The sequence below is a fragment of the Cypionkella aquatica genome, from assembly GCF_030161095.1.
Taxonomy (GTDB): Bacteria; Pseudomonadota; Alphaproteobacteria; order Rhodobacterales; family Rhodobacteraceae; genus Cypionkella; species Cypionkella aquatica.
Window position 1 is genome coordinate 25,235 of sequence record NZ_BSPP01000019.1, and the last position, 18,713, is coordinate 43,947.

17 protein-coding genes are annotated in these 18,713 nt (G+C 62.1%); 13 read left to right on the forward strand and 4 right to left on the reverse strand.

The features are described from left to right. The first annotated feature begins 51 nt into the window (after nt 1-51). From bchB to QQJ98_RS19085, 13 genes are all read left to right on the forward strand, one after another. The gene (bchB, locus tag QQJ98_RS19025) at nt 52-1,659 is read left to right on the forward strand and encodes a ferredoxin:protochlorophyllide reductase (ATP-dependent) subunit B (RefSeq protein WP_284326871.1); all 1,608 of its coding nucleotides are present in this window, start codon (nt 52-54) and stop codon (nt 1,657-1,659) included. Then, nucleotides 1,649-5,203, forward strand: coding sequence for a magnesium chelatase subunit H (locus QQJ98_RS19030; RefSeq protein WP_284326872.1), 3,555 nt, complete (start codon nt 1,649-1,651; stop codon nt 5,201-5,203). Before bchB ends, QQJ98_RS19030 begins: the two co-directional genes overlap by 11 nt. A gap of 106 nt (nt 5,204-5,309) precedes the next feature. Next, the gene (gene bchL / locus QQJ98_RS19035) at nt 5,310-6,209 is read left to right on the forward strand and encodes a ferredoxin:protochlorophyllide reductase (ATP-dependent) iron-sulfur ATP-binding protein (RefSeq protein ID WP_284326873.1); all 900 of its coding nucleotides are present in this window, start codon (nt 5,310-5,312) and stop codon (nt 6,207-6,209) included. Next, a complete protein-coding gene (gene bchM / locus QQJ98_RS19040; protein WP_284326874.1) occupies nt 6,209-6,874 on the forward strand; it encodes a magnesium protoporphyrin IX methyltransferase in 666 nt (221 codons plus the stop codon). Before bchL ends, bchM begins: the two co-directional genes overlap by 1 nt. Next, nucleotides 6,874-8,313, forward strand: coding sequence for a PucC family protein (locus QQJ98_RS19045; protein ID WP_431307840.1), 1,440 nt, complete (start codon nt 6,874-6,876; stop codon nt 8,311-8,313). Before bchM ends, QQJ98_RS19045 begins: the two co-directional genes overlap by 1 nt. A gap of 16 nt (nt 8,314-8,329) precedes the next feature. Further along, entirely contained in the window at nt 8,330-9,103 is a 774-nt protein-coding gene (gene puhA, locus QQJ98_RS19050) for a photosynthetic reaction center subunit H (RefSeq protein WP_284326875.1), read from the forward strand. A gap of 2 nt (nt 9,104-9,105) precedes the next feature. Further along, the gene (gene puhB, locus QQJ98_RS19055; protein WP_284326905.1) at nt 9,106-9,735 is read left to right on the forward strand and encodes a photosynthetic complex putative assembly protein PuhB; all 630 of its coding nucleotides are present in this window, start codon (nt 9,106-9,108) and stop codon (nt 9,733-9,735) included. A gap of 9 nt (nt 9,736-9,744) precedes the next feature. Then, on the forward strand, nt 9,745-10,209 hold the full coding sequence (puhC, locus tag QQJ98_RS19060) for a photosynthetic complex assembly protein PuhC (protein ID WP_284326876.1): 465 nt from the start codon (nt 9,745-9,747) through the stop codon (nt 10,207-10,209). A 22-nt stretch (nt 10,210-10,231) separates the two neighbouring features. Continuing rightward, nucleotides 10,232-10,528, forward strand: coding sequence for a hypothetical protein (locus QQJ98_RS19065; protein ID WP_284326906.1), 297 nt, complete (start codon nt 10,232-10,234; stop codon nt 10,526-10,528). Beyond that, nucleotides 10,525-11,631 carry a magnesium-protoporphyrin IX monomethyl ester (oxidative) cyclase gene (acsF, locus tag QQJ98_RS19070; protein ID WP_284326877.1) on the forward strand — a complete coding sequence of 369 codons (1,107 nt, stop codon included), beginning with the start codon at nt 10,525-10,527 and terminating at the stop codon, nt 11,629-11,631. The genes QQJ98_RS19065 and acsF overlap by 4 nt, the downstream gene beginning before the upstream one ends. A gap of 85 nt (nt 11,632-11,716) precedes the next feature. Further along, nucleotides 11,717-12,541, forward strand: a complete 825-nt coding sequence (gene puhE, locus QQJ98_RS19075) for a putative photosynthetic complex assembly protein PuhE (protein WP_284326878.1) — start codon at nt 11,717-11,719, stop codon at nt 12,539-12,541. Further along, complete coding sequence (gene hemA, locus QQJ98_RS19080) at nt 12,531-13,742, forward strand: 5-aminolevulinate synthase (RefSeq protein ID WP_284326879.1); 1,212 nt, start codon at nt 12,531-12,533, stop codon at nt 13,740-13,742. Before puhE ends, hemA begins: the two co-directional genes overlap by 11 nt. 82 nt (nt 13,743-13,824) lie before the next feature. After that, on the forward strand, nt 13,825-14,325 hold the full coding sequence (locus QQJ98_RS19085; protein WP_284326880.1) for a c-type cytochrome: 501 nt from the start codon (nt 13,825-13,827) through the stop codon (nt 14,323-14,325). Between the two features lie 159 nt (nt 14,326-14,484). On the opposite strand, the gene dxs is transcribed toward QQJ98_RS19085, so the two are convergent. From dxs to pufL, 4 genes are all read right to left on the reverse strand, one after another. After that, entirely contained in the window at nt 14,485-16,392 is a 1,908-nt protein-coding gene (gene dxs / locus QQJ98_RS19090) for a 1-deoxy-D-xylulose-5-phosphate synthase (RefSeq protein ID WP_284326881.1), read from the reverse strand. 172 nt (nt 16,393-16,564) lie between these two features. Continuing rightward, nucleotides 16,565-16,795, reverse strand: a complete 231-nt coding sequence (gene pufX, locus QQJ98_RS19095) for an RC-LH1 core complex protein PufX (RefSeq protein WP_284326882.1) — start codon at nt 16,793-16,795, stop codon at nt 16,565-16,567. Between the two features lie 28 nt (nt 16,796-16,823). Beyond that, nucleotides 16,824-17,747, reverse strand: coding sequence for a photosynthetic reaction center subunit M (pufM, locus tag QQJ98_RS19100; protein ID WP_284326883.1), 924 nt, complete (start codon nt 17,745-17,747; stop codon nt 16,824-16,826). Then, nucleotides 17,740-18,588: a photosynthetic reaction center subunit L gene (gene pufL, locus QQJ98_RS19105; RefSeq protein WP_284326884.1), complete on the reverse strand. Its 849-nt coding sequence runs from the start codon at nt 18,586-18,588 to the stop codon at nt 17,740-17,742. Before pufL ends, pufM begins: the two co-directional genes overlap by 8 nt. Nucleotides 18,589-18,713 lie beyond the last annotated feature (125 nt).

Below are 18,713 nucleotides of genomic sequence, written 5' to 3' on the forward strand. Positions count from 1 at the left end.
AATACTCTCTGGGGGTCCGGGGGGCGAAGCGCCCCCGGCTGTGGTGGCCGCATGAAACTCACCCTCTGGACATATGAAGGCCCGCCGCATGTTGGCGCGATGCGTGTCGCCACCGGCATGAAGGGTCTGCACTACGTCCTGCACGCGCCGCAGGGCGATACCTATGCCGATCTTCTGTTCACCATGATCGAACGCCGCGACCATCGCCCGCCTGTCACCTACACCACCTTTCAGGCCCGCGATCTGGGCGGCGACACTGCCACCCTGTTCAAAACCGCCTGTCAGGATGCGGTCGCGCGCTTTCAGCCAGAGGCGCTGATTGTCGGCGCGTCCTGCACCGCTGAATTGATCCAGGACGACCCCGCCGGGCTGGCCGAAAGCATGGATCTGGGCATCCCGGTGATCCCGCTCGATCTGCCCAGCTATCAGCGCAAAGAAGGCTTCGGCACCGATGAGACATTCTTGCAGATCGTCCGCCATCTCGCCAAACCCACCCCCCGCACAGCGCATATCACCGCCAATCTGATCGGCCCGACCGCACTCGGTTTCCGGCATCGTGATGACATTGTAGAAATCACCCGCCTGCTGGCCGACATGGGCATCGCGGTGAACGTCTGCGCCCCGATGGGCGCACGCCCGTCAGACATCGCCCGCATGGGGGCCGCGCATTTCAACGTGCTGATGTATCCCGAACATGCCGAATCCGCCGCCCGCTGGCTTGAGACGACCTTCAAACAGCCCTACACCAAATGCGTGCCGATTGGCGTGGGGGCCACCCATGATTTCCTCGCCGAAGTCGCCAGCATCACCGGCCTGCCGCTGAAATCCGACACCGCGCGCCTGCGCCTGCCGTGGTGGACCCGCAGCGTTGATAGCACCTACCTGACCGGCAAGCGCGTGTTCATCTTTGGCGACGGCACCCATGTCGCCGCCGCCGCCCGCATCGCCCGCGACGAAATGGGGTTTGAGGTCGCTGGCCTTGGCTGCTTCAACCGCGAAATGGCCCGCCCCATCCGCGCCTTGGCCAAGGATTACGGCGTCGAGGCCCTGATCACCGACGATTACCTCGAGGTAGAGTCCGCCATCGCCGCCCTGCACCCCGAGATGATCCTCGGCACCCAGATGGAGCGTCACATCGGCAAACGTCTGGGCATCCCCTGCGCCGTGATCTCGGCCCCGGTGCATGTGCAGGATTTCCCCGCGCGCTACTCGCCGCAGATGGGCTGGGAAGGCGCGAATGTGATCTTTGACACTTGGGTGCATCCCTTGGTGATGGGTCTGGAAGAACACCTGCTGCATATGTTCCGCGATGATTTCGAATTCCACGACGAGGCCGGCGCATCCCACCATGGCGGCCAGCACATCGCCCGCCCTCTCGGCGCTGAAGCCGCCCCTGCGGCTGCGATTGACGCGGGCTCGATGCCCGCGGCGATCGCCCCCCCGCCGCAAAACAGCCCACCGCAAAATACCCAGCCGCAAGATGCACCGACAGACTCCAACGTGATCTGGCTGTCGGATGCCGAGAACGAGCTGCGCAAGATCCCGTTCTTCGTGCGCGGCAAGGCCCGCCGCAACACCGAGAAATTCGCCGCGGGCAAAGGTCTCACCAGCATCAGCGTTGAAACCCTGTATGAGGCCAAAGCCCATTATGCGCGCTGATCTCCCCCTTATCGGCACCCGCGTCAGCTACAACATCGTTGTGGTCACGCTGGATCAACACGCCGCAGGCCCCGCCGCGCGCATAGCCCCCCGGTTGGCCCGCGACTTCCCCGGCCTCACCATCACCATCCACGCCGCCGCCGAATGGGCCGAAAACCCCGCAGCGCTTGACCGCTGCAAGACCGATCTGCAAACCGCAGATATCATCATCGCCAACCTGATCTTCATCGAAGAACACATCACCGCCATCCTGCCCGCCCTGACAGAGGCCCGCGCCCGCGTCGATGCCTTCATCGGCGTGATTGCCGACAGCCAGATCGTCAAGCTGACCAAAATGGGCGATCTGGATATGTCCAAGCCCGCCTCAGCGGCGATGGCGCTTTTGAAAAAGCTGAAACCCAGCGCAAAAACCTCTGCCAATAGCGGCGAAAAGCAGATGTCGATGCTGCGACGCATCCCGAAAATCCTGCGCTGGATTCCGGGCAAAGCACAGGACATGCGCGCATGGTTCCTGTCGATGCAATACTGGCTGGGCGGGTCCGACGACAATATCGAACAGATGGTGCGCTTTCTGATTGGCCGCTATTCCACCCGCAAGGATTGGCGCGGTGCGGCCAGCAAAGCCCCGGTCGATTACCCGGATGTTGGCCTCTATCATCCGCGCCTTGCAGGCCGCATCACCACCGATCTGGCCGAACTGCCGCGCCCCGCCACCGCCACCGCCACCGTTGGCCTGCTGATGCTGCGCTCTTATGTTCTGGCATCCGATACCGCCCATTACGATGCCGTGATCGCCGCGTTTGAAGCCCGCGGCATCGCCTGCATCCCGGCCTTTGCGGGCGGGCTTGATGGTCGCCCCGCGATCAACGCCTATTTCAACGGCATCGACGCGATGGTGTCGCTGACCGGCTTCAGCCTTGTCGGCGGCCCCGCCTACAACGACAGCCCCGCTGCCGTCGCTGCCCTGACCGCGCTGGATGTGCCCTATATCGCAGCCCACCCGCTGGAGTTTCAGACCCTTGGTCAATGGGCCAGCGCTGGCCAAGGCCTTGGTCCGATTGAAACCACCATGCTGATCGCCCTGCCCGAGATTGACGGCGCCACCAACCCAACAGTGTTCGCGGGCCGCCACGGCCTGAATGGCTGCCAAGGCTGCGCGCATATGTGCAGCGGTGCCACCGACAGCCGTGCGATGTCGCCCTGCTCAGAGCGCATCACGGTCCTCGCCGAAAAAACCCTGCGCCTTGCCAAGCTGCATCAGGCCAGCAATGCCGACAAAAAGGTGGGGATCGTGCTGTTCGGCTTCCCGCCAAACGCGGGCGCGGCTGGCACCGCCGCCTATCTGTCGGTGTTTGAAAGCCTGCACAACACCCTGACCGCGATGAAAGCCGCGGGCTATACGCTCGACGTCCCCGCCTCGGTCGATGATCTGCGCGCAGCCGTCTTGGGCGGCAATGCCGCGCACTATGGTCAACCCGCCAATGTCGCGGCCTTTGTTGATGCCGATACCATCGTGCGCAACACCACCCATCTGGCCGAGGTCGAAGCGGTTTGGGGCGCTGCCCCCGGTCGCGTGCAATCGGATGGCCGCCGGGTGTTCGTGCTGGGCCAACAGTTCGGCAACATCTTCGTCGGCCTGCAGCCCACGTTTGGCTATGAAGGCGACCCGATGCGCCTGTTGTTCGAGCGTGGCTTTGCCCCCACCCACGCCTTCGTGCAGTTCTACCTGTGGCTGCGCAACACCTATCAGGCCGACGCCCTGCTGCATTTCGGCATGCATGGCGCTTTGGAATTCATGCCCGGCAAACAGGCTGGCCTTGGCGGCAAAGATTGGCCCGATCGCCTGATTGGCGAGGTGCCGAATATCTACCTCTACGCCGCCAACAATCCGTCCGAAGCGACGCTTGCCAAGCGCCGCAGCAATGCCGTGACCATCACCCATCTGACCCCGCCGCTGGCACAAGCTGGCCTTTACAAAGGCTTGGTCGATCTGAAAGACAGCCTGACCCGCTGGCGCGCGCTGCCCACAGTTGCCCCTGAACGCGCCGAGTTGGAAACGCTGATCATCGAGCAAGCCGCTTTGGTCGACATGGCAGGCCACGCCCCCGCCGCCCTTTGGCTGAAACTGCTCGAGGCCGAAGCTGCCCTGATCCCCGATGGCCTGCACGTTCTGGGCCGCCCGATGACCGCCATCGCGCGCGCTGAATATCTGAACCTGCTGCCGCCAATGGACGCCGCCGAGCGCGCCCGCATTGACCTGCAACTGCAACAGGATACCGAAATCCCCGGCATCCTGCGCGCTTTGTCGGCCCGCTTTATCGCCCCGGTTCCCGGCGGCGATCTGATCCGCAGCCCGCAAATCCTGCCCACCGGTCGCAACATCCACGCATTCGATCCGTTCCGTATGCCGACCGAGTTCGCTTTGCGCGACGGCGCTGCACAGGCTGATCGCCTGCTCGCCGCCCACCCCACCCTACCGCGATCCATAGCACTCGTGCTCTGGGGCAGCGACAATATCAAATCTGACGGCGGCCCGGTCGGTCAAGCGCTGGCCCTGATCGGCGCGCGCCCCCGCTTCGACAGCTATGGCCGCCTGTGTGGGGCCGATCTGGTGCCGCTGGCGCAACTTGGCCGCCCGCGCATCGACGTGCTGATGACACTGTCGGGCATCTTCCGCGACCTGCTGCCGCTGCAAACCAAGATGCTCGCCGAAGCCGCCTACAAGGCCGCCACCGCAGACGAGCCGCTGGCGCAAAACTTCATCCGCGCCCATGCGCTTGCCTATGCCGAACAGATGGGCGTCGATATGGAAGTGGCCTCGCTGCGGGTGTTCTCCAATGCCGAAGGCGCTTACGGCTCGAACGTCAACCAGCTGGTCGACAGCTCTGCCTTCGGGCAGGAAGACGAGCTGGCAGACGCTTACGAGGCCCGTAAATCCTTTGCCTATGGCCGCGATGGCAAAGCGGTGAAAAACGCCGCCATGCTGCAAAAGGCGCTGAAAAACGTCGAACTGGCCTATCAGAACCTTGAATCCGTCGAACTCGGCGTCACAAGCGTGGATCACTACTTTGACACGCTCGGCGGCATCGCCCGCGCCGTCAAACGCCAGCGCGGCAGCGATACTCCTGTCTATATCAGCGACCAGACCCGTGGCACTGGCAAGATCCGCACCCTGCGCGACCAGATCGCGCTCGAGTCCCGCTCGCGCACGCTGAACCCGAAATTCTACGAAAGCCTGCTGAAACACGGCGCCGAAGGTGTGCGCCAGATTGAGGCGCATGTGACCAACACCATGGGCTGGTCGGCCACCGCCGAAGCGGTCGATCCTTGGGTCTATCAGCGCCTGTCGGAAACCTTTGTGCTGGACGAAGCGATGCGCAAACGCATGGCCGCGCTGAACCCAGTCGCCTCGGCCCGGATGGCCAACCGCCTGATCGAAGCCTCCGAGCGCAGCTACTGGACACCCGACGCCGCCACCTTGGCGGCACTTCAAGGCGCTGCCGATGAATTGGAAGACCGTTTGGAAGGGATCGCAGCCGAATGACCGCCCCCCGTCAAACCCTACGCTGCCGCCCTGTCGCAGCCTCCGGCAAGCTGCAATGCCTTCATTGCAGCCCGAATATTTTCCCCAATATGAAAGGGGCCGTATCATGAGCCTTGATAACGTTCCGAACCTGCGTGGCCTTGATGGCGACGGTTCCGTGCAAGTGCATCAGGATGCCGACACCAAGATCGAAGGCGCAAAGGTGTTTTCGGTCTATGGCAAGGGCGGGATCGGTAAATCCACCACCTCAAGCAACCTGTCGGCGGCGTTTTCGATGATGGGCAAACGGGTGCTGCAGATCGGCTGCGACCCCAAACATGACAGCACCTTCACCCTGACCGGGCGGTTGCAAGCCACCGTCATCGACATTCTGAAAGACGTGGATTTCCACGCCGAGGAACTGCGCCCCGAAGATTACGTCGCCACCGGCTTTAACGGCGTGAAATGTGTCGAGGCTGGCGGCCCGCCCGCTGGCACCGGTTGCGGCGGCTATGTGGTGGGGCAGACGGTGAAACTGCTGAAACAGCATCACCTGCTGGAAGACACCGATGTGGTGATTTTCGACGTGCTGGGCGATGTGGTCTGCGGCGGTTTTGCAGCCCCCCTACAGCACGCCGACCGGGCGCTGATCATCACCGCCAATGATTTCGACAGCATCTATGCGATGAACCGCATCATCGCCGCCGTGCAGGCCAAATCCGGCAACTACAAGGTGCGGCTGGCTGGCTGCGTCGCCAACCGCTCGCGCGACACGAACGAGGTAGACCGCTACTGCGAGCGCGTCGGCTTCAACCGCATCGCGCATATGCCCGACATTGATGCGATCCGCCGCTCGCGCCTGAAGAAAAAGACCCTGTTCGAGATGGACGATTCCGAAGACATCGTGATGGCCCGCGCCGAATACATGCGGCTGGCCGACAAGCTGTGGCGCTCGGTGCAGGAACCCGGATCGACGCCCGCACCGCTGCCGGATCGTGAGATTTTTGAGCTGCTGGGGTTCGACTGATGGCCAATTACGACGCAACCCTGACTCGTGTGGAAGACTACTTTGATCGCTCGGCGACCAAGGTGTGGGAGCGTCTGACCTCCGACGCCCCCGTGTCCCGCATCCGCCAGACCGTGCGCGAAGGCCGCGACAAGATGCGCGCGCTGATGCTGGCACAACTGCCCACCGATTTGCGCGGCGCGCGGGTTCTGGATGCTGGTTGCGGCGCGGGGCAGATGACCGCCGAATTGGCCGCGCGCGGCGCCGATGTGATGGCCGTCGATATCTCGCCCGCATTGGTTGACATCGCCCTTGCCCGCCTGCCCGCCGAACATGCGTCCCGCGTCAGCTTTGCCTCTGGCGACATGACCGCCGACCATGGCCGCTTTGATTACGTCATCGCGATGGACAGCCTGATTTACTACGGCACCACCGATATCACCGCCGCGTTGGATCGCCTGGGCAGCCGCACCGAACGCGCCGTGGTGTTCACCGTCGCCCCAAAAACCGCGTTCCTTATGACGTTCTGGAGCATGGGAAAACTTTTCCCCCGCGCCGATCGCAGCCCGATCATGGTGCCGCACGCCTTTGCCACCCTGAACCGCGCCACCAAGGGCCGGGTCAGCAAAATCGACCGCGTCTCACGCGGGTTCTATATTTCGGAATGTCTGGAGTATCGGCCGTGATTTTCTTCAAATCAAAGCATGTACAACAACTTGGCGCGCGGTGGATGCCGTTTGCCGATGCCGCATCCGAGGGGCTCACCCTGCCGCAACTGCTGCGCTTGGGGCTGTTTCAGGTCTCGGTCGGCATGGCGGCGGTGCTGCTTTTGGGCACGCTGAACCGCGTGATGATTGTGGAACTTGGCGTGCCTGCCTCGATTGTCGCATTGATGATCGCGCTGCCCGTCGTCTCTGCCCCGTTCCGCGCCCTGCTGGGCCACAAGTCTGACACCCACAAAAGCTGGATCGGCTGGAAGCGCGTGCCTTACCTTTGGTTCGGCAGCCTGTGGCAGATGGGCGGCCTTGCGATCATGCCATTTGCGCTGATCGTGCTGTCGGGCGATCAGGTGCATGGGCCGGAATGGGCGGGCAAGGCCTTGGCGGGCGTTGCCTTTCTGATGACAGGTGTGGGCATGCACATGACCCAAACCGCCGGTCTGGCGCTGGCATCCGACCGCGCGACCCCTGAAACCCGGCCCCGCGTCGTCGCCCTTTTGTATGTGATGTTCCTGCTGGGCATGGCGGTTTCTGCCGTGGTGCTGGGCCTGCTTTTGCGTAATTTCGACGAAATCCGCCTGATCCGTGTCGTGCAAGGCTGCGGCGTGGCGACCATGGTGCTGAACCTGACCGCCCTGTGGAAACAGGAAAAGGTTCGCCCGATGAACGCCGAGGAAATGGCCCGCACCACGCCGATCTTTCACGAAGGCTGGCGCGATCTGATGGCGGGCGGCCATGCGGGCCGGTTGCTGTTGGTGGTGATGCTGGGCACGATGGCGTTTCAGATGCAGGACGTGCTGCTGGAACCCTACGGCGCTGAAATCCTTGGGCTTTCGGTGGGGTCCACAACTTGGCTGACCGCCTGCAACGCGATGGGCGCGCTGGTGGGCTTTGTGCTTGCGGGCCGCTGGATGTCAAACGGGCAGGATATGTTCCGCATGTCGGCGCGCGGGCTTCTGGTCGGCGTCGTGGCCTTTCTGATGGTGATCTTTGCCGCCCCGCTGCACTCAACCGTGCTGTTCTACATCGGCGCGTGGAGCATTGGCTTAGGCGCGGGCCTGTTTGCCGTGGCCACCCTGACCGCCGCGATGTCGCTGCCTGAACAGGGCGTGGCCGGGCGCGGGCTGGTGCTGGGCGCGTGGGGGGCTGCACAAGCCACCGCCGCAGGCCTGTCCATCGCCCTCGGCGGCGGCTTGCGCGACAGCGTTGGCGCTTACGCCCTGCAAGGCGGCTTTGGCCCGGTGTTTGCGGCCCCCGCCTTTGGCTACTCTGTTGTTTACATGATCGAAATCGTCGTTCTGTTTGTCACCCTGATCGCCCTTGCCCCGCTTGTGCGCGTCAGCCTTTTCAATGCGCAATCCAAAGCCGACACCGCCCGTCTGGGCCTTGTCGATTTCCCCAACTAACCCCGGAGGACACCCCATGCTGGGCACAACTTTCTTTGGCAACTTCGACCTTGCTTCGCTGGCCATCTGGCTGTTCTGGGTCTTTTTCGCGCTGCTGGTCTATTACCTGCAAACCGAAAACATGCGCGAAGGCTACCCGTTAGAGCTGGAAAACGGCGCAGCTGCGCCCAACCAAGGCCCGTTCCCAGTGCCCAAGCCCAAGACCTTTATCCTGCCGCATGGCCGGGGCGAAGTCACCGTGCCCAATGGCGCGCGTGAGGCCCGCGACGTCGCCTTGGGCCGCACCGCAGTGTCAGAAGGCTTTCCGCATGCGCCTTTGGGCAATCCGATGACCGATGGCGTCGGCCCCGCATCCTGGGCCCCGCGCCGCGATGTGCCGGAACTCGACGGCCACGGCCACAACAAGATCGTGCCGATGGCGCAGGCCCCGGCTTTCATGGTTTCAGCCGGGCGTGATCCGCGCGGCTTGCCAGTGCAGGCGGGCGATAACGAGGTGGTGGGCCGCATCGCCGATATGTGGGTCGATGCCCCCGAACAACTGGTGCGCTATCTGGAAATCAACCTGAACTCGGGCCACCGCTGCCTTGTGCCGATGCCGATGGTCAAGGTCTGGAAAGACCGGGTGCGGATCAATTCGCTGTCGTCTGATCTGTTTGATGGCGTTCCCGGCACCAAATCGCTGACCGAAGTGACCCTGCTGGAAGAAGAAAAGATCAGCGCCTATTATGCTGGCGGCACGCTGTATGCAGCCGACAAGCGCAAGGGCGGCTCTTTGGCGTGGAAGCCATGAGCATGGGCCACGACGACTTCGCCACCGAACCCGTGCGCGGCCTGCCAGAGCGCCCGCCACTGGGTGAAGAATTGCTGTGGCAAGGCCGCCCCGACGCTTTGGCGTTGGCCCGCGATGCGTTCAAGGTCACTTGGGTGGCTGGCTATTTCGTGGTGCTGGCGATCTGGCGGGCATCTGCGGTGTCAGATGGCAGCCCAGCCTCGGTGATCGCGGTGATGCTGCCCTATCTCGTCATCGGTCTGGTGGCCTGCGGCATCCTTTACCTGATGGCTTGGGTGCAGGCCCGCGCCACGGTTTACACCATCACCACCGCTCGCGTCGCCTTGCGGATCGGGGCGGCGCTGACCGTCACGCTGAACGTACCATTCAAGCAGGTGGGGGCAGCCACTCTGGCAACCAAGCGCAATGGCACAGGCTCGATCGCCTTGGAAACCCTTGGCGCAACCCGGATTTCCTATCTGGTGTGCTGGCCGCATGTCCGCCCGTGGCGCTTTGCCAAAACCCAACCCACCCTGCGCTGCATCCCCGATGCCGCCCGCGTGGCAAAGGTTCTGGCCGACGCCGCCGAGACCCGCATCAGTGAACCCACAGTCGCCCGCGTGATGCCCGCAATGGCAATGGCGGCGGAATAGGAGGAGATCATGGCCAGCCCAACGCAAACCCACGCCCGCCCCTCTGACAGCAAAGACATGATCCCCAAGCCGGTGTTGCTGGCCATGCTGGCGCTGGTGCTGGCCAGCCTTGCCGTCGTCAGCTTTTCGGTGCTGAGCGGCCGCGATCACGTCGGCGTGCCGAAATCCGCCGCCATCGTGGCCGAACGCAGCATCATCCTGAAAGGTGGCGGCGCCCAGGCCGTCACCGTTCTGGCAACCGACGGCACCGAACTGATGGCCCTGCCGCACGGCGGCTTTATCACCGTCATTCAGAACGGCATGGAACGCGCGCGCCTCACCGCGGGCGTAGATAAACTGAAACCTTTGCGTATTGTGGAATACGCGAATGGCCGCCTGACGGCACAAGATGACTACACCGGATGGAGCGCAGAATTGGGCGCATTCGGATATGACAACAGGGCTGCGTTTGAACGGCTCATGTCACAACTGTGATCATAATAATGGGAACCAAATGATGGCAATTTTTCGTAAAACCGCAGAAGACGTGCCCTGCACCGTCGAGGTCAGCCACCGCTTTGAAAGCCTGCACGCCCATGTCCGTTTCAACAATGGTGCCGTGGTCTATCCCGGCGATGAGGTGCTGGTGCATGGCGCGCCGATCATGGCCGCTTACGGCGAGCTGATCATCGAAGACCGCCAAGCCACCATCACCCGCGCCTCTTGGCTGGAACGTCTGTGGACCCGCGCGACCGGCGATTTTGGCTTTATGGAACTGTGCGAGTTTTCGTTCTCGGATGAGGTGACGCTATGAACGCCACCCCAAAGGGCCTTGATGCCGATTACGCCGAACTTGCCGCCGCCCAGCCGCAAGACACGCAGGCCATGGCGACCGAAACCACCCTGCTCAACCCGCGCTTTTACACCACCGACTTTGACGAGATGGACCGCGTTGATGTCACCCCCGTGCGCAAAGAATGGGATGCGCTGCTGGCTGAGATGAAATCCGACCCGAACAAGGGCCATTTCAAGAAAACCGTCGATTGGACGGAATGGGATGCTAACTGGGACGGCATGGAACCAAAGCTGAAGCGCGAGTTTATCGACTTTCTGGTCTCCTCTTGCACCGCCGAATTTTCCGGCTGCGTGCTGTATAAAGAAATGAAGCGCCGCGGCTCTAACCCCGACATCTGCGAGCTGTTCAGCTATATGTCGCGCGACGAGGCCCGCCATGCTGGCTTTATCAATGACGCGCTGCGCGAAGCAGGTGTTGCGGTGAACCTTGGCTTTTTGACCAAGGCCAAGAAATACACCTATTTCCGCCCGAAATTCATCTACTACGCCACCTATCTGTCTGAAAAGATTGGCTATGCGCGCTACATCACCATCTATCGCCATCTGGAAGCCAACCCCGACCAGCGCTTTCACCCGATTTTCAAATGGTTCCGCGAATGGTGCAATGACGAGTTTCGCCACGGCGAAGCCTTTGCCCTCTTGATGCGCACAGATCCGAAACTGACCAACAGCTTCGCCAACAAACTCTGGATCCGCTTCTTCCTGACCGCTGTGTATTCGACCATGTTCGTGCGCGACCATCAGCGCCCGGAATTTCACAAGGCCCTCGGCGTCGATATCGAATGGTATGACCAAGAGGTGTATCGCAAAACCTCGGCCATCGCGCGGCAGGTGTTCCCGCTGGAAATCGACATCGACCACAAACGCTGGCTGCCAAACCTGCGCCGGATGCGCGATGCCTTCGGGCAGATGGATGCGGGCAAGCGCAAGGGCGGTGTCGGCGGCTGGTTCAGCCACAAGCTGGGCGTGATCAAAGCGGGCGCGGCATTCGTGGCGCTGTACACCATCCCGGTGATCAAGTCAGAGCCACCCAAAGATGTGCGGTTGGAGCCGGTCTATTGACCCCTTTCCCGCATAAGGTCGGCGGTTTGGGGCGGGCGCGTCCCGGCCCCCGCCCGACGACAGCATTGCCAAGCTGGGCAACGCCATGAGCGACAACCCGTGGCTTGCCGCAGCAACGACGCTGTTCATGTGGTGGTTCTCCACCGGCGTCATTCTGTGGCGGGTGCGGGTGGCCGACAATGGCACGGCACAAGATCATCTGAATTCGGTGATCATCGGCCTGCCGCTGCTGGCAATCGGCTTTGCGGCGGCGTGGGCATCCTTGCCCGATCTGTCAGCCAATGGCATCTATCTGGCCTTTCTGGCCGCCCTCGCCCTCTGGGCCTGGATCGAACTCGCCTTCCTGTCCGGCGTCATCACCGGGCCAAACCGCACTGCCTGCCCCGCCTTCATAACCCCCGCTGACCGGTTCTGGCGGGCGGTTGGCACCATCGCCTGGCACGAACTGACGCTGATCGCCACGCTGACGGCCCTCGGGCTCGCCTCGCTGCACGCCGCCAACCCCTTCGCCTTTGGCACCTTCGCGCTGCTGTTCATCGCCCGCGTGTTCGCCAAGCTGAACCTGTTCCTCGGCGTGCCCCGCATCAACACACACTTCCTGCCCCGGCCCCTTGCACACCTCGCCACCTATTTCCGCATCGGCCGCATCACCGCCTTTTTCCCGCTCTCGGTCTCCGCCCTCACCGTAGGTTCTGCCCTGCTGCTAGAGCGTGCGATCAACGTCACCCACCCCGGCATGTCGGTGGGCTATGCGCTGCTGACCTGCCTGTGCCTGCTGGCCCTGCTGGAGCATTGGTTCATGGTGCTTCCCCTGCCAGACGAAAAACTGTGGCGCTGGATGCTTCCGGCCCGCAAATCCCTCTCGCTGACCCCGCAAAAAGACCATCTCGAGGACGCCAATGGACTTTGATCAGATTTTCCACAGCCAGCTTGATGCCCTGAAAGCCGAAGGCAACTACCGCTCCTTTGCCGAGTTAGAGCGCAAACGCGGCGCCTTCCCGCGCGCGGAAAACCACAAGGATGGCACGGTTTCCGAAATCACCGTCTGGTGTTCCAATGATTATCTTGGCATGGGCCAACACGCCGCCGTGGTGCAGGCGATGATTGATTGCGTGCAAACCAGCGGCACCGGCTCGGGCGGTACCCGCAATATCTCGGGCAATAACCACAAGCACCTGCTGCTCGAGGCTGAACTGGCCGATCTGCACGGCAAGGCGGCAGCGCTGCTGTTCACCTCGGGCTATGTGTCAAACTGGGCGGCGCTTTCCACCCTCGGCAGCCGCATCCCCAACGCGGTCATCCTGTCCGATGCCGGCAACCACGCCAGCATGATCGAAGGCATCCGCCATTCCCGCGCCGACAAGGTGATCTGGAAGCACAACGACTGGCGCGACCTTGATCGCAAACTGGCCGCCGTGGGCGACCGCCCAAAGATCGTGGCGTTTGAATCCGTCTATTCGATGGATGGCGACATCGCGCCCATCAAGGAAATCGTGCAAGTCGCCAAAGCCCATGGCGCGCTGACTTATATTGACGAGGTGCACGCGGTCGGCATGTATGGCCCGCGCGGCGGTGGCGTGTCGGAACGCGAAGGGCTGGCCGATCAGATCGACCTGATCGAGGGCACCTTGGGCAAGGCGTTTGGCGTGGTCGGCGGCTATATCACCGGCTCGGCGGCTTTGTGCGATTTCATCCGCAGCTTTGCCTCGGGCTTCATCTTCACCACCGCTTTGCCGCCTGCCGTGGCCGCAGCCGCCACCGCCTCGATCCAGCATCTGAAAACCAGCAATGTCGAACGCCTGCGCCAGCAAGAACAGGTCGCCAAACTGCGCGCCCGGCTGGATCGTCTGGGCATCCCGCATTTGGCCAACGAAAGCCACATCATCCCAGTGATGATCGGCGACCCGATCAAGTGCCGGATGATCAGCGACATCCTGATGCGCGACTGGGGCATCTATGTGCAGCCGATCAATTACCCCACCGTCGCCAAAGGCACCGAGCGTCTGCGCATCACGCCCTCGCCCTGCCACAGCGACGCCGATATCGACCATCTGGCCAACGCGCTTTCGGCCCTATGGCACCGCTGCGCGATCTCGCACGCCGTGGCCTAAATCACGCTGATTTGATGCGGCTGGAGTGATCCATATTGTCGCATCAAACGTAATCCTATCATCGAAAACAGGGAGGATCCTGATGAAATCGAAACTCGTCCTATTCGCGGTCTTGGCAACCGCCGCGGCACCCGCCTTTGCGGCGGGTGATGCGACCAAAGGTGAAGCCGTGTTCAAACAATGTCAGACCTGCCACTCGGCTGTCGATGACGCTGGCAACATCGTCGCGGGCAAAGGTGCGAAAACCGGCCCGAACCTGTATGGCGTGTTTGGCCGTCAGGTTGGCAGCTATCCGGGTTTCAAATACGGCGAGTCGATTGTCGCCGCAGGCAAAACCGGATTGGTCTGGGATGAAGCCAGCTTTGTCGATTATGTGCAAGACCCGTCGAACCACTGGAAAACCGTCTTGGGCGACAAAGGTGCCAAGTCCAAGATGATGTTCAAGGTGAAGAACGCCGCAGTTGCGGAAGACGTTTACGCCTATCTGGTGCAGTTCAGCCCCAACGCTGGTGCTGCAGCCGCCCCGGCTGATCCGGCCGCCGCAGCCCCTGCCGATCCGGCAGCACCTGCAACCACGCCGTAAATCTCTGGCTTTCGCCAAATGCAAAGGCCCCCGAAATCGCGGGGGCCTTTTGCTTTAGATTACACGCTCAGGCGGGTGGCGCACTAGATATAGTATGCGAAAATACGAAAACCACACCCTACAGAAATTTGTCCCAGCTGGGACAGAATCCACACCTGTTCAGGCCCGCTTGGCCACCCCGTGTTGCGGCAAAACCTTGTGCACGGCATCGGCAATATCCGCCACCGTCAGCCCCGCATCGGCATACATCGCAGCCGGGCTGGCCTGTTCGATAAACCGATCCGGCAGGGTCAGGGTGCGCAGCCGCAAGCCGTGATCCAGCCCGCCCGAATTGGCCAGATACTGCAACACCTGCGCCCCAAAACCGCCACCCGCGCCCTGCTCGACCGTGATCACCGCCGCATGATGGCGGGCAAGCTGCCCGATCAGCGCAGTATCCAGCGGCTTGGCAAAGCGCGCATCCGCCACCGTCACCGACACCCCCTGCGCGGCCAGAGTTTCCGCCGCCAGCAGACATTCCGGCAGATGCGCGCCAAAACACAACAGCGCCACATCGCTGCCCTCGCGCAGCACCCGGCCCCGGCCAATCTCCAGCACCTCGCCACGTTCCGGCATTTGCACGCCTGATCCTTCCCCGCGGGGATAGCGGAACGAGATCGGCCCGCCATCATAGGCCGCCGCGGTGGCGACCATATGCACCAGCTCTGCCTCATCCCCCGCAGCCATCACCACGAACCCCGGCAGATTGGCCAGGTATCCCACGTCAAACGCCCCGGCATGGGTGGCACCATCCGCCCCGACCAACCCGGCCCGATCAATCGCAAACCGCACCGGCAGGCCCTGCAAGGCCACATCATGCACGATCTGGTCATAACCGCGCTGCAAGAACGTCGAATAAATCGCGACAAACGGCTTCAACCCCGAGGCCGCCATGCCCGCAGCAAAGGTCACACCATGCTGTTCGGCAATGCCCACATCAAACACCCGCGCCGGAAACCGCGCCGCCATCATGTCCAGCCCGGTGCCCGAAGGCATCGCCGCCGTCACCGCCACGATCCGGCCATCGCGCGCGGCCTCATCCGTCAACGCGCACCCGAACACCGAGGTATAGGCAGGCGCGTTGGATTTCGACTTCGCCTGCGTGCCGGAAATCACATCAAACTTCGCCACCCCGTGATATTTGTCGGCCGCACTTTCGGCGGGGCCGTAGCCCTTGCCCTTCACCGTCACCGCATGGATCAGCACCGGCCCCGTCGCCCGCGTTTTCGCCGCCCTGAGCGTCGCCAGCAATTCCGGCATGTTGTGGCCATCAATCGGCCCGATATAAGTGAAGCCCAATTCCTCGAACAACGTGCCACCACCCGGCGTGCCCGTCACCAGTGCCCGCGCACGGCGCGCACCATCGCGCAAGGGCCCCGGCAAAGCCGCCTCAAACCCTTCGGCCATCCCACGCAACGCCGCAAACGGCGCATGGGCCGACAAACCGTTGAGGTATTTGTTCAACGCGCCCACCGGGGGTGCGATGCTCATGTCATTGTCGTTCAGGATCACAAACAACCGCTTGCCCAGATCCCCCGCCGCGTTCATCGCCTCATAGGCCATGCCCGCCGTGATCGCGCCATCGCCAATCACCGCAATCGCATCGCCCGTGGGCATCCCCATATCGCGGCCAATGGTGAAACCCAAAGCCGCCGAGATCGAAGTGCTGGAATGGGCCGCGCCAAACGGATCAAACTCGGATTCCGACCGCTTGGTGAATCCCGAAAGCCCACCGCCCTGCCGCAAACTGCGCATCCGCGCCCGCCGCGCCGTCAGGATCTTGTGCGGATAACACTGATGCCCGACATCCCAGATCAGCTTATCGACCGGCGTATTGAACACCGCGTGAATCGCCACCGACAATTCCACCACACCCAGCGACGACCCCAGATGCCCGCCGGTTTCCGACACCACCGAAATCACCTCGGCGCGCAACTCGTCCGCCAATCGCGCAAGTTCGCCGTCGCTCATCCCCCGCAAATCTGCCGGAGAGTTGACCGTATCCAAAAGCGGAGTTTCCAGTGGCATGGCTGTGGCCTTTGCTATGAAAAAAAGGTGCCGGGTGTCAAACACACGGCACCAGGTTCCTGTTGCCATTCAGGAGGGAACCGGGCTGTGGAGGTGCCCAGAGTTTGAGCCGGCATTTGGCCCCAACCTCGTTGCAGGTCTGGCAACGCAACGCTGCCAGACCCGGTTTTCATCACACGATCTGCACTGCAGGCTGGCTGATTTCCAGCGCGCCATAGGGCGACGGCGCTTGCTTGCTTGCCTCGGGCAGCAGCAGGCTGATACCCCAGATTGCGAGCAAGATCGCACCGACCACCGCAACCCCAAGGCCCGCCATAAACGCGCCCCAGACCATCTGCCCCAAGGCCCAGACCCGCATGCGGACCACCGGGCTTTGACCCTCGTATAAATGCTCGTCAGACATGATCTATCCTTTCCAACGATCTGTTTGCTTAATTCAACGGCGCATAGCCGTGGTCTTGCGCCCAGACAAACCAGTTATCCACCACCGTTCCGGTCAGCAGAATCCCGATGCCTCCGGTGATCGGCACCAACACCGCAAACCACCAGGCCCAACGGTGAATCCCCTCCATCGTGGCATTGAAACCCATGGTCCAGCGCCAGAACAAAGCCGCCCGTTCCGAGGCCGTGCCACGATCCACAATCTGCTCCAACTCGCGGTCGCCACCCAGTCGGGTGACCGAAAGAATGGTCGCCCCGTGCATGGCGAACAGCAGGGCCGAGCCATACAGGAACGCAATCGAAAGCGCGTGGAACGGGTTATAGAACAGGTTGCCATAGGTCAGGCTGAACAGGTTGGTCCAATCCAGATGCGGGAAAATCCCGTAAGGCACCGCTTCCGACCAACTGCCCATTAACACCGGGCGGATAAGCCCAAGCACCAGCACCAGCCAGATCGCCGCAGCAAAGGCCCAGGACACATGCTTGCCCATCCCCAAAGCCTCGGCCCGCAGATAAGTGCGCACCCACCAGCACGACAGCGAGATCAGAAAGAAGAACCCCGCCACCAGAAACAAACCGCCCTGCATCATCGGCGGAAACCGCAGACCCCACTCGGGCGCAGGCGGTTCCAGCGCCATCCAGAACAGATCACGCACGAACACCGCCGGGTTGAACCCCGCCAGATGCCAGAACCAAAAGCCGATGATCATGAACCAGATCAGCCCGCAGGCCATGCTGATCACCCCAAAGGTGCCCAGATACACCGGGCCCAACTGGGCATTGCCGAACCAGCCCATCAGCGTCGAAAAGCCTGCGGTCTTGGTGCGGTTTGACAGATCGACGTTCTCGACCATCCCCATTTCAGGCGCTGCGCGCACCTGCACTTGGGTGAAAATGTTCTGATACTCAGCCATTGACGCCTCCTGGAATGTTTGCCCAGAACGGGAGTTGCAGCCACCAATTCCACCAATCAACCCATTGATCGAACCAGATCGTGCCCGAGATCAGGATGCAGATCGCACTCCAGAACCCTGCATTCAGCGCCAGCAGCAGGCCCAGACGGTGAATCCCCAAGGTGCCCACCGAATAGCCGATCAGATCGCGGAAGAAGGTGTCTTCATGGTCCGGCGTTTTCATCACCTGACCCTTGCCAGGATTTGCCGCCGACAGGATCAACCCGCCATGCAAAGCCAGCGCGAAGCAGTTGGTGAAGAAAAAGCTGACCGCGATCATATGGACCGGGTTGTAGTGAAAATTGCCATAGGTGTAGCCGGTGTTGCTGACCCAATCGAGATGGCTGAAAATGCCATAGGGAAAGGCATAACCCCAAGACCCCATCAGAATGGGCCGGATCACCACCAGCGTCAGATAGGCAAAGATCGCCACGCCAAAGGCAATCGGCACATGCAGCCCGATGCCCAGCTTGCGGCAAATCTCAACTTCGCGCAGCGCCCAGCTGATAAAGGCACCCGCCGCACAAACCGTAATGATCTGCCACAACCCGCCTTGCATCAACGGTGCAAAGCCCAGGCCGTTCTCGATCGGCGGCGGCGTGATAGAGATCAGCCACGGGTTCCACGTTGGCCCCATCGCTGCGCCGTAAAAGATCAGCATGGTGCCAAGGGCCGCGAAGAAGAAGGTCGTGACCCCAAAGAAGCCGACGTAGAACGGTCCAACCCAAAAGTCGAACAGGTTCCCGCCGATCAGCGTGCCACCCGGCACGCGGTATTTTCGTTCGAAGCTGAGCAGTGCCATGCTTCCCTCTCCGCGGTTGGACGGATCAGCCACCTTGCACCCGCAAAGCCCCGCGACCGTCTATTGTTCTTGTCTGTAAAATTTGGTGCGGCCGATTGAAGCCGCCCGCACCAAGTGCAGGCCCC